The sequence below is a fragment of the Sphingomonas sp. CFBP 13706 genome (assembly GCF_014842355.1).
GTDB classification, from domain to species: domain Bacteria; phylum Pseudomonadota; class Alphaproteobacteria; order Sphingomonadales; family Sphingomonadaceae; genus Sphingomonas; species Sphingomonas aerolata.
On the sequence record NZ_JACYVM010000001.1, the window covers coordinates 113,739 to 126,541 of the forward strand.

At 70.4% G+C, this 12,803-nt stretch carries 5 protein-coding genes; all 5 read right to left on the minus strand.

Annotated features, from left to right (window positions below; all coding sequences use genetic code 11):
• Window positions 1-11 precede the first annotated feature (11 nt).
• Window positions 12-470 carry a MarR family transcriptional regulator gene (locus tag IFS44_RS00455; protein ID WP_056676870.1) on the minus strand — a complete coding sequence of 153 codons (459 nt, stop codon included), beginning with the start codon at window positions 468-470 and terminating at the stop codon, window positions 12-14.
• Window positions 467-1,654: an HlyD family type I secretion periplasmic adaptor subunit gene (locus IFS44_RS00460; protein ID WP_192097077.1), complete on the minus strand. Its 1,188-nt coding sequence runs from the start codon at window positions 1,652-1,654 to the stop codon at window positions 467-469. The genes IFS44_RS00455 and IFS44_RS00460 overlap by 4 nt, the downstream gene beginning before the upstream one ends.
• Window positions 1,651-3,813, minus strand: a complete 2,163-nt coding sequence (locus tag IFS44_RS00465; protein WP_192097078.1) for a type I secretion system permease/ATPase — start codon at window positions 3,811-3,813, stop codon at window positions 1,651-1,653. Before IFS44_RS00465 ends, IFS44_RS00460 begins: the two co-directional genes overlap by 4 nt.
• Entirely contained in the window at window positions 3,810-5,138 is a 1,329-nt protein-coding gene (locus IFS44_RS00470) for a TolC family protein (RefSeq protein WP_244649783.1), read from the minus strand. The genes IFS44_RS00465 and IFS44_RS00470 overlap by 4 nt, the downstream gene beginning before the upstream one ends.
• Before the next feature lie 114 nt (window positions 5,139-5,252).
• Complete coding sequence (locus IFS44_RS00475) at window positions 5,253-12,752, minus strand: BapA/Bap/LapF family large adhesin (protein ID WP_192097079.1); 7,500 nt, start codon at window positions 12,750-12,752, stop codon at window positions 5,253-5,255.
• Window positions 12,753-12,803: the final 51 nt, after the last annotated feature.

Genomic DNA, 12,803 nt, shown 5'->3' on the forward strand with positions numbered 1-12,803 from the left:
CGCCGCGCCCGTCAGCCGCGCAGCTTGCCCGGTGCGAAGGATTTCGGCGCCACCGCCGGGGCCGCATCCCCGGCGCCGCGATCGAACAGATGGTCGAGCATCGCCGCCATCGCCTTGTAGCCGGTATCGGTCAGGCTGACATGCACCCGCCGGTGATCCGCGGGATCGACATGGCGTCGCAGCAGCTCGGCCTGTTGCAGCCGATCGATCCGCCGCATCGTCCCCGCTGCACTGCCCCCCGACATCAGCGTCAGATCCTTCACGCAGAGCGTCTCGCCGGTGGCGGCCGCAATGAACAGGTCGATCATCATGTCCCAGGCCGGATCGACCAGCAGGTCCTGCGGCAGGAACGCGCTCATCGTCGCGCGCAGCTGGCGGGCCTGGCGCGCGCGGGCGAGCAAGGCGGGGGCGATCGGTCTCGGGGCGCCGGCGCCGGGTGCGCGCAGGTTGCGGCGTGCGACATCGGTCATCGTTCGCGCAGCGCCTCCCGCGCCCGGTTGAGGGGTTTGACGAGATACTGGAGCACGGTCTTGCTGCCGGTATGGATATCGACCGTCGCGACCATGCCGGGGGTGATCGCGAACCGCGCGCCGGCCTTGTTCGTCAGCGAATCCGCCTTGGTCCGCACGAACACGCGGTAATAGAGGATGTCGGGCTTCACCTCGTCGCGGATCGTGTCGGGCGAGATGCTGACCACGCTGCCCGTCAGGCCGCCATAGATCGAATAGTCATAGGCGGTCACCTTGACGCTCGCGGACTGGCCGGGGCGGATGAAGGCGATGTCGCGCGGCTGGATCCGCGCCTCGATCAGCAGCCGGTCGTCGAGCGGGACGATCTCCATCAGCTTGCCGTTGGGCGGCACGACGCCGCCGATCGTCGACACCTCGATATTCTTGACGACCCCGCGCACCGGCGAGCGCAGTGTGAGGCGCGAGAGCGTGTCGGACCGCCCCCGAACCACCGGTGCGAGCGAATCGACCTGTTCGGTGACCTTAGCCAGATCCTGCCGCGCCTCGACCATATATTGCGATCGCAGATCGGCCTTTTTGAGCTCGAGCTCGGCCCGCTGGCGTTGCAGCCGCAACACCTCGACATTGCTCGCCGCGCCGACCGCGATCAGCGATTCCCCGATCCGCACCTCGCGTCCGATCAGCGCCAGGCTCTGGTCGATCAGCTGGATCGACGATTGCAGGCTGCGTCGCCGGGTGTCGTGGAGCCGCGTCTCGGCGGCCTTCAACTCGGGATAGCGGTCGAGTTCGGACGCGAACGTCAGCGGCGTGCCGTTCGCCTCCGCCTGAAGCCGCGCGACGCTGGCCAGCGCGGCGCGATATTTGGCGGCGGTCTCGTCGACGGTCGACCCCGCCTGCGTCGGATCGAGCTGTGCGAGCAGCTGCCCCGGGGTGACGATATCGTCCTGACGCACCGGAAGCTTGGTCAGGATCCCGCCCTCGAGCGACTGGATCACCTGTTCGCGGCTGGTCGGCACGACGCGCGCTTCACCGGTCGCGACCTCGTCGAGGGCCGCGAACCACGCCCAGCCGAGCGCCGCCACGAACAGCGCGGCAAGAATCCAGACGAGCCGCGTCGCGGTCGCGAGCCGGACGCTGCCTTCGCCGCCGAAGAGGTGGTCGTCGTCGATCGCCCGCGCGCTCATGCCGCCGCACTCCGCGTCCCGCGCATCTGCGCGAGGATCTGGTCCTTGGGGCCGTCGAGGACGATGGTGCCGTTGTCGATCACGATGATCCGGTCGACGATCTCGAGCATCCGCATGCGGTGGGTCGCGACGATCAGCGTACGCGTACGGCTCCACGCCCCGAGCCGCGCGATGAAGTGTCGCTCGGTACCCTCGTCCATTGCCGCGGTCGGCTCGTCGAGCAGCGCGACGCTCGGCTGGCGGAGCAGCAGCCGCGCAAGCAGCAGCCCCTGGATCTGCCCACCCGACAGGCCTCTGCCCCCCTCCTGCACGACATGGCCGAGCCCGTCGCGCAGCCGGCGGACCATAGTGTCTGCGCCGACCATCGCGAGCATCTCGCTAATCTCCCGGTCCGACGCCATCGGCGCGCCGAGCGTCAAATTCTCGCGCAGCGTCCCGTGAAACAGCCGCGAGGTCTGGGTCAGCAGGCCGATGTCGCGGCGGACATCGGCGGGATCGACCTGATGCAGCGCGAGGCCGTCGAGCAGCACCTCGCCCGACACCGGCTGCAGCATCCCCGACAGGCCCTGAAGCAGCGTCGACTTGCCCGCGCCGTTGCGCCCCAGCAACGCGATCCGCTCGCCCGCCGCGATGTCGAGCGTCTGGACCGTCAGGGCAGGGGGGGCGTTGGGGTCGGCATAGGTGAAGACCGCGGACCGCAGCGCGAAGTCGCCCTGGACGACGGGCAGCGGGATGCGGTGATCCGCGTCGGCGGTGTCGACGGGCAGCGCCATGATCTGGTTGAGGCTGCCCATCGCCACCTTGGCGTGCTGGAACCGGCTGAGCAGCTGCGTGACCTGGGCCATCGGCGCCATCATCCGCGAGCCGAGGATCGAGGTCGCGACCAGCACGCCGGTGGTGATGTCGCCCGCGATCACGAGCGGCGCGCCGACGAAGATGATCGCGGCATAGACGCCGTTCTGGACGCTCTGGGTCCACACCGACAGGCCGTTGGTCAGCCCGCGCAGCCTGAGCTGCGCCTCGCCCGCGACCGCGGTATAGTGGTTCCACTGGTGGTGGAACCGGTCCTCCGCCTGCAGCGCCTTGATGTCCTCGATGCCCTGCACCGATTCGACCAGCATCGCGTTGCGCAGCGAGGATTCGCGCATCGATTCGGTCGCGTACATCCGCAGCCGGCGTTGCGCGAGCAGCCCCGGCAGCAGCAGCAGGACCAGCGCCGCGAGCGGCACCAGCGCCAGCGCGCCGCCGACATACCAGAGCACGCCGAGGAACAGCAGGAAGAAGGGCATGTCCGCGACCGTCGCGACGGTCGTCGAGGTCAGCATGTCGCGCACCTGGTCGAGGTCGCGCAGCTGCGAGATGAAGGTCCCGGTCGAGGTCGGGCGCGCGCGGTTGCGGACCCGCAGCGCGTGACCGAAGACCCGGTCGGAGATCCGCAGGTCCGCGCGCTTGCCGAGTACGTCGACGATGTTCGTGCGGAGCCGTCGCAGCACGAAATCGAAGCCGATCGCGATCAGCACCCCGATAAACAGGATCGTCAGCGTCGGGATCGAGCCCGCCGGCACGACGCGGTCATAGACCTGCATCGAGAACAGGACGCCCGCGAGCCCCAGGCAGTTGGTCACGACCGACGCGACCATGACATGGCCGTAGGAGGGCGCGTCGGCCATCAGGATGTCGCGCAGCCAGTGATCCTGGAACGGTCGGATATAGGCGTCGATACGCGTGTCGGGCGCCGAGCGCGACGGTCGGGGAATGACATAGCCGGTCGCGCCGGCGGTCAGCTGGTCGAACGGCAGATGCGTCGCTCCACCCCGGTCGCCCGGCACGACCAGCCGGGCCTGGCCCTCCGCGTCGATCCCCTCGATCAGCGCGATCTCGCCGTCGCGCAGCCGGACGATCAGCGGCAGCCGCCAGCTCGTCAGCCGCATCCCCGCGGCGGGGACGAACTGCATGCCGAGCCCGGTCGCGCGCGCGAGCGTGCGGATGCGCGCCTCTTCGTCGTCCCCCAGCTCCCAATGGGCCGCGAGCCGCGCGCGCTGTTCGGACAGCGGCAGGCGATAGTGGCGGGCAACGCGGCCAAGCAGGTCGAGCCAGGCGTCGATACCGGCGCCCGGTCCGCCCGCCGCCGCCGCGATCGGCACCCGGTCGGCGGTCACAGCGTCACCCCGCGCACCGTCGCACCGGACAGCGCGAACGCGTCGCGCATCCGCCCCGACAGATACAGGCAATCCACCTGGAGGCTGCGCAGGGTCTGCGCGACGTTCACCGCCTCGAACCGCACCTGCTGGAATTCCTGTTCGGCGTTGAGCAGGTCGACGAGCGTGCGCGTGCCCATTTCCAGATACTGGATTCGGTACAGCCTTCCGGTCTCGCGCATGTTGGTCTGGCGCGACTGCAGCGTGGCGACGACCTGCGACAGGCTTTCGATCTGCTGGCGGGCCTCGGCCAGCCGCTGGCTGCTCTCGTTGCGGACCCGGCGCGTGGCCGCCTGCGCCGCCTCCAGCTCGAACGCCGCGCCCCGCGCACGTGCACGCGTAACCCCGCCCGCGAAGATGTTACTCGAGACGCGCAGGCCGACATTGTAGATGCTGCGATTGCCGAGCGGCGCGGTCACGTCGGTCGAGGCTTCGCCCCCGATCGACAGCGTCGGATAGCGGTCCGCGCGGCTGCGGCGCAGCGCGGCGGCGGCGCGGTCCGCCTGCGCCTCGGCGGCCATGACCAGCGGCACCGTCTCCCAGGCGGGCACCGGACCCGAACAGCTCCGCATCAGCCAGTCCGGAACGTCGGCGGACACCGCGGCGGGCGGGGCGTCGCGACCGAGCAGGAAAGCGAGATTGCTCGCCCAGCGGCGCTCCGCCGCCTCGACCGTCGCGAGGCTTGCCATCGCCGCCTCGACCCGCGCCTGCGCCTGCAGCGCGTCCGATCGCGTCGCGGCACCAAAGGCGGTGCGCTTGCCGACAAGCTCGCTGATCTCGCGGATCCGGTCCGCCTGTTCGGCCGCGATGATCCGCTGTGCAGATGCGCGCTGATATTCGATCACGGCATAGGCGGTGTCGCGGATCAGCGTGTCGACCGCGAGCAGCATCTCGGCACGCCCGAGCCGCGTCCCGGCGCGCGCGCCCGCGATCTCGCTCGACACCTTGCCGAAATCGAACAGCATCTGCGACGCGCCCAACTGGGGTTGCGGCCGCAGGGTGCCCGATACGCGACTGTCAAACCCGCTGCCGATCCCGGCGCTGACGGTGGGGAGATAGCCCGCGCGTGCCGCTTTCACCTCCTCGCCGCGCGCCGCAAGCGCACCCGCTGCCTCGGTCAACGACGGATGCCAGGCAACCGCTTCGCGTGCCGCGGTTTCGAGCGTCACCGGACCCGGCGTCGCGGGGCCAGGGGTGTCGACCGCTTGCCCGGCGTTGCACGGTACAGCCGCCAATAGGACGCCCGCGGCCAGCGATCGCATCGCGCTCATAGTGGAAGTGATCATCGCGTCCCTGTCCTCTGCTGGCACCAGCAAAGGACAGGGGTGCTTAACGAAACGTATAGAGTAAACGGTCTTTAAGTTGCTGAAATGGTTCTAGAAAAGACCAGTTTCGAATTCTTATACAACATGACTGGTGACTATTCCGTTCTGGTCCTGATCCGGGATAGTGGCGAGGTAGTCGAACGGATCGACGACGGTGGCGATTTCCGTGACGACGATCGGATCGAACGAAACCGTATCGGGCTCTTCTCCGATCGATGCTTGCGGTTCTGCTGCAAGATACTGTGACAGCACGTCCTCCAACTCGCCCTGACCCTCGAACAGATCATAGGTGGCGAGCCCGATCACCGGTCCGGCCGCCGCGAACGCGCCCGATTCGATGCTCTGTACCGTCAGCGCGTCGAGCGGGATGACGTCGAGGTCCCCGGCCTCCACCAGGGCGGTCAGCTCCGCGAAACCGCTCGCGTCCGATGCTACCGATGCGAAGCCCGCCGCAGCGGCAGGTCCGTCGCCGGGCACGTCGATCGTCACGGTCAGCGTCGCGGTGGACAGCACGCCATTGGGCTGGACGAGCTGATAGGTGAAGCTGTCGGTGAGATCGACCGCGGAGAAGCCGAGCGTCGCGCTGGGCTGATAGGCATAGCCCCCGGTCTCATCGATTTGCAGTGTGCCATATCGGCCGGTCAGCGTGACCGGGGTTTCGCCGATCTCGGCAAATCCGCTGCCGCGATCGACGCGGATCGCCGCGAAGCTGGTATTGGTCGTGTCATTGTCGAGCAGATTGCCCGTCGCGGTCTCGCGCGTCGCCAGCGTGTAGTCGTTGAGGAACAGGGTGCTCGAGCCCAGCGAGACCGTGGTGCCGAAATTCCCGACGCTTAGCGCCGCGTTGCTGCTGACCTGGTAGGAATAGCTGCCACTGGGCAGGTCGTCGAAGGTGAAGGTCGCGACGCCGCCGAGCCCCAGGTTCAACGCCGTATTAATGGTGCCGGTGCGAACGACGACTCCCTCGGCGTTGCGCACGCTGACGGTATAGGCCGGCAGTACGGAGAGCAGCCCGCCCGTTCGTGCGGCGACGATCGTGATATCCGACACCGCGGCGGGGGCGACGGTGAAACTGCCAGTGCCCGTGCCGGTGGCTTGCCCCGTCAGGATCGCCCCGGTCGACGTGAAGTCGAACGCCTGTGCGGGCGGCAGCGTGGTGACGACATTCTGGAACGTCACGTCGGCAAACGCCTGGTCGGCGACCGCAAGCGGTGCGCCGGTGATGTCCGGGCTGCCGATCGCGATCGTCAGCGTCGCGGTTTCACGCTCGCCATCGGTCGGGTCGACCAGCGTGTAGGTAAAGGTCTCGGTCCGCCCGATCGCGCCGGCATTCGCAACGGGGGTGTAGCTGTAGCTGCCGTCGGGGTTGATCCTCAGGCTGCCCCAGGCGCCGGTGACGCTGCTCCCGTCCGGTCCGACGTCGGTCGTCACGCCGTTGACCGTGACGCTGGCGACGCGGGTTCCGGGGCCCGTGACGTCGATCTCGCCACCCGGGCCCGCGTCGGTGATGACGTTGCCGGTCGCCGCGATCGGCGTTGCACCGGCAATGTCGGTAAAGTCCGAATCGATCCCGGCGACTGACAGATCGCCGAGCAGCCCGACACCCGCCGTCCCCTGGAAGGTCAGGAACGCCCGGTACACGCCCGGTCCCAGCGTCTCGGTCGCGCTGAGATTGCCGTTGAGCAGGCCGATCTCGAGCAGCGAGGCAGGCCCGCTGCCGGTGACCGCGACCCACTGCGTCCCCACCAGCCGCTGCACGACGACCGCATAGTCGCTGGCGACGCCGATCGACACCGCCGCGTCATAGGTGAACCTTGCATCCAGGCTGTGGCCCTCCGCCACCGAGAAGCGAACGTTGCGAACCGCAAGCACCTCGGCGTCGAGGTTGACGAGGCCCAGCGAGACAAGGGCAAGATAGCGGGCGCTGCCCAGATCGACCGGGGTCGTGGTCGGCAGGAGATCGAGTCCGGCGGCGTCGACATTGCCGAACGCGGCGATGTCGAACGGGGCGGCGATGCTGGCCGGGACCGAGACATTCCCCGTGGTATCGGCCTGGGTGACGCTCAGCGTCCCGCCCGCCGCCTGTGCCGGCGCCAGCGTGACCGTATAGCGGCCCTCGGCATCGACGGTCGCGACACCGATCAGCGTGGCATCGGGACCGCGAACCTCGACCCGTGCGCCGACCTCGCCCGTCCCGGTCAGCGTCGTGCCGTCGTTGGTGATCGCCGAAATGATCGGCGGCGGCGGGGCGGTGATGTCGGGCGCCGCGACGGTCGCGACGGCCGAGACATTGCCCGTGGGATCGGCCTGGCTCGCCGACAGCGTCTCACCATTGACCGGCGCAGGGCTCAGCTGCGCGGTGTAGCTGCCATCCGCGGCCACCTGCGCGGTGCCCAGGATGACGGCACCGAGACGGATCGTCACGGTCGCCCCGGGCTCGCCGATCCCGGTCGCCGTGCTGCCGTCCGGTGCGATCGTTACGACGGGCAGGGCGGGGGCGGTGTAATCGGGCGCAACCAGCGCGATCGGCGCCGAGACATTGCCCACAGCGTCAGCCTGTGTCGCGGCCAGCGTCTGGCCATCGGTCTGCGCGGGCGTCAGCGTCACCGCATAGGCGCCGTTCGCGCCGACGATCGCGGTGCCCAGACTGGTCGTGTCGGCCGCGCGGATCGTGATCGTCGCGCCCGGCTCGCCCGTGCCCGTGACGACGCTTCCCGTCAGATCGAGCATTGCCGTGGGGGCGGCGGGGGCGGTCAGGTCGGGCGCGACCGCGGTGGCGGGCGGCGAGACGTCGCCGTCCGCGTCGGTCTGCGTGACGCGGACCGTCTCGCCGTCGATCCGGGCGGGGACGAGCGCGACACGGTAGCTTCCGTCCGGACCGGCGACGCCGGTGCCGATGATCGTCCCGACCGCGTCATAGACGATGATCGCGGCACTGGCATTCGCCGTCCCCGCCACCGCAGCGCCATCCGGGTCGACCGCGGCGCTCGGCGCATCAGGCGTGGTGTCCGCGACGAGGTCCGGTGCGATCGCGTTCACGATGGGCGAGCCGTTTCCGGCAACGTCCCGCTGGTCGACCCCCAGCACTTCGCCGTTGGTTTGCGCCGGATCGAGCGGCACCGTATAGGTGCCGTCGCCCTGGACGACGGCCTGACCCACCACGCGGCCCAGCGGATCGCGGACGGTGACCGTCGCCCCCGCCTCGCCCGTACCGGTGAGCGTGAGTCCATCGGGCGCGACGGTGGCCAGCGGCGCGGCCGGCGCGGTCAGGTCGGGCGCGGTCAGCGTGGTCGCGGGCGACGGATTGCCCGCGGCATCGGCCTGCGACACGCTGAGTGTCTCGCGGTCGATCTGCGGGGTCGCGAGCGTGACGCTATAGTCGCCCTGCGCAGTGACGATCGCGGTTCCCAGCACCGTACCGGCGGCATCGCGGACCGTCAGCGTCGCGCCGGGCTCGCCGGTGCCCATGACGACCGAACCGCTCGCGTCGAGCATCGCGACGGGCGCAGGCGGCGCGGTGATGTCCGGGGCCGTCACGCCGGTCGACGCGGAGACATTGCCCGCCGCGTCGGCCTGCGTCACGCCGAGCCGTTCGCCATTGGCCTGCGCCGGGCTCAGCGCTGCGGCATAGCTCCGATCGCCTGCGACGATCGCGGTACCGATCACGATGCCCGCCGCGTTGGTGACGCTGATCGTCGCACCAGGCGCGCCGGTACCTGTCGCGAGACTGCCGTCGCCGCTGATCGTCGCGGTGGGGGCGTCCGGTGCGGTGGTGTCGGGGGCCAGCAGCCCCACCGGGGCCGAGACATTGCCCGCGCGGTCGGCCTGGACGACCGACAGCGCCTCGCCGTCGAACTGCGGGGGGACGAGGGCAACGGCATAGGCACCGTCCGCGGCGACGATGGCGGTCCCGAGCGTCGCGCCACCAGGCGCGGAGACCGTCACGGTGGCGCCGACCTGGCCTGATCCGGTGACGACCGAACCGTCCCCGCTGATCGTCGCGGTCGGCACGCCCGGCGCGGTGATGTCGGGGGCAATTGCGATCGCGGGTGCGGACACATTGCCCGCCGCATCGGTCAGCGTTACGCTCAACGTCTCGCCATCCGCCTGGACGGGGTCGAGCACGATACGGAAACCGCCATCGGCGGCGACGATCGCCGTGCCGATCACGGTGCCGATAGCATCGCGCACCGTGACGCTCGTACCGGCCTCGCCCGTGCCGACGAGCAGGCTGCCATCGCCCTCGACGGTCGCCGTGGGCGTTGCAGGGACGGTGATATCGGGCACCGCGACCAGCGCAGGCGCCGAGACATTGCCCGCGGCGTCCGCCTGCGTCACCGCAAGCGTCCCGCCATCGCGCTGCGCCGGATCAAGGATCACCGCAAAGGCGCCGGCGGCGTTCGCTGTCGCGGTGCCGATCACGGTGCCGTCGGCATCGCGCACCGTGATCGCCGCGCCGGCGTCGCCCGTCCCGGTCAGGGCCGTGCCCGTCTGGTCGAGCGCCGCGCTGGGGGCGTCGGGCGCGGTCAGGTCGGGCGCGATCGCGGTCGCGGGGGGTGAGACATTGCCGTCGCCGTCGGTCTGCGTCACGCGGATCGTCTCACCGTCACGCAGCGCAGGGACGAGCGCGATGGCATACTGCCCGTCGCCCGCGGCGAGTCCCGTCGCGATCACCACCCCATCGGCATCGAACAGCGTGACCGTCGCGCCCGCTACCGCGCTCCCCGTCACGGCGCTGCCGTCGATGGCGATCGTCGCGGTCGGTGCATCGGGGCCGAGATCGGCGACCAGATCGGGCGCGACAGCGGTCGCCTCGGGCGAGACATTGCCCGCGGCATCGACCTGCCGCACGCTGAGCGTCTCCCCGTCGATCTGTGACGGCGTCAGCGTTACCGTATAGCTGCCATCGCCCGCGACGATGATCGTGCCGATCACCGCGCCGACCGGGCTGCGTACCGTCAGCGTCGCACCCGCTTCTCCAGTTCCAGTCAGGCTCGCACCATCGGCGGCGACGGTCGCAGTCGGCGCGGCCGGCGCAGTCTGGTCGGGTGCGATCAGCGCGGTGGCGGGCGAGACATTGCCGGCGGCATCCGCCTGCACTACCGCGATAAGCTGGCTGTCGATCTGCGGCGGGACGAGCACGACATCGTAATCGCCGCGCGCATCGACGATCGCCACGCCGATTTCGGTATCGTTTGCGTCGCGGACCGAGATCCGGGCGCCGGGCTCGCCGGTGCCGCTCACGATCGTCCCTGTCGCATCGAGCGCGGCGGCCGGGGCCGCCGGCGCAGTCACGTCGGGGGCGATCAGCGACAGCGGGGATGCAGCATTGCCTGCGGCGTCCGTCTGGATCACGTTGAGCCGTTCGCCATTCGCCTGTGCCGGGTCGAGCAGCACACTATATTGCCCGTCGACCCCGACCTGCGCGATGCCGATCGTCGTGCCGGCAAGGTCGCGAACCACGATCTGCGCGCCAGGTTCGCCCGTCCCCGTCACCAGCGTCCCGTCCCCGTTGATCACGGCGACCGGCTGCGCCGGCGCGGTGAAGTCGGGCGCGATCGTGCTCGCCGTGCCCGACACGTTGCCCGCGGCGTCGCTCTGGACCGCCTCGACCCGTTCGCCATCGGTCTGCGCCGATCGCAACGTGATTTCATAGCGTCCGCCGGCGTCGACGCTTCCGCTTCCGAGCACAACGCCGTCCTCGCCGGTGATGGTGACGGTCGCACCCGGCTCGCCCGTTCCGGTCGCGATCGTGCCGGTGCCGTCGAGCGCGATCGTCGGTGCTGCCGGCGCGGTGAGGTCGGGCGCAACGACCCCGACCACGGGCGAGGCATTGCCCGCCGCATCCGCCTGGCTGACGCCCAGCGTCTCGCCATTGGTCTGCGCCGGCGACAGCGGCACCGCAAAGCCGCCGTCCGTCCCGGCGGTCGCGGTGCCGATCACCACGCCATTGGCGTCGGTCACCGTCACGGTCGCGCCCGGCTCTCCGGTCCCGCTGAGCAGCGTCCCGTCGCCGTTCACCGCAACGGCGGGGGTCACCGGCGCGGTGAGGTCGGGCGACGCGATCTGCACCGCAGCGGAGACATTACCCGCAGCGTCGGTCTGCGTGACGGCGAGGCTGCCGCCACTCGCCTGAGCGGGTGACAGCGGCGTCGTGAAGCTGCCGTCCGCCGCCACGACGACGCTGGCGATCACGATGCCCGCATCATCACGCACCGTGACGGTCGCACCCGCTTCGCCGCGCCCGGTGACGGTCGCACCACCGGCGTCGATCACCGCCTCGGGCGCGCCGGGTGCGGTGGTATCGGGCGCAACGACCTGCACGGCGGGGGAGACATTGCCCGCTGCATCGGTCTGCGTGATGGCGAGGCTGCCGCCATTGGACTGGGCGGGTGACAGCGGCGTCGTGAAGCTGCCGTCCGACGTCACGACGACGCTGGCGATCACCGTGCCCGCAGCATCACGCACCGTGACGGTCGCGCCCGCTTCGCCGCGCCCGGTGACGGTCGCACCACCAGCGTCGATCGCCGCCTCGGGCGCGCCGGGTGCAGTGGTATCGGACGCAGCGACTTGCACGGCGAGGGAGACATTGCCCGCTGCGTCGGTCTGCGTGACGGCAAGGCTGCCGCCATTCGCCTGCGCGGGCGACAGCGGCGTAGCGAAGCTGCCGTCCGCTGCCACGACGACGCTGGCGATCACATTGCCCGCAGCGTCGCGGACCGTGACGGTCGCGCCCGCTTCGCCGCGCCCGGTGACAGTCGCGCCACCAGCGTCTATCGCTGCCTCGGGCGCGCCGGGAGCTGTGGTATCGGGCGCTGTGATCTGCACGGCGGGGGATATGTTACCGGCAGCGTCGGTCTGCGTGACAGCGAGATTGCCACCATTGGCCTGCGCCGGCGACAGCGGTGCCGTGAAGCCGCCGTCCGCCGCGACGACGACACTGCTGATCACAATGCCCGCGGGATCACGCACGATGACGGTCGCGCCGGCCTCGCCGAGCCCGGTGACGGCCGTGCCGTCACCTGCGATCGTGACGCTCGGAGCGGCGGGGGGGGTCGTGTCGGGCGGGGTGATGACGGGCGGGGTCGTCACAGGGGGGGGCGTGACGGGCGGGGTGGCCGGATCGGGCTGGGTCGCGGGAGTATCCGAGCCGCCGCCGCCGCCCAGTGCCGCCGCCGCGCCGCCTGCCGCGACCACCCCGCCCAGCAGGGCAGCGGGCAGCGCGAGCGAGGCGCCACCGCCGCCGCCCGCCGCCGCGACCAGATCCTCGGGATCCTCAAGCGGGACGAAGCGCGGCGTGCCCGGCGCGACGCGCGCCTGCCACATGGTGCCGCCGGGTTCGTTCAGGACGAGATCATGCGGTGCGACCCCGGCATCTTCAGGATGGAAATTGGCGACCTCGACATGGTCGCCATTGGTCAACCGGACGATGAGCGCATTGCCCTCACGCTCGAACCCCGCGACCTCGGAGCGGGCAAGATCGAGCCGGATGACGCTTGGCGCATCAAGGCTGACGGCGTCTCCCGATACGCGCGTGACGGCCCCGGTTGCCTTCGAGATGACGTGTACGTCCATGCTTCATCCTCCTGTGCGGGTCAGCAGCGCGGCGGTGCCGACGGCCCCAGC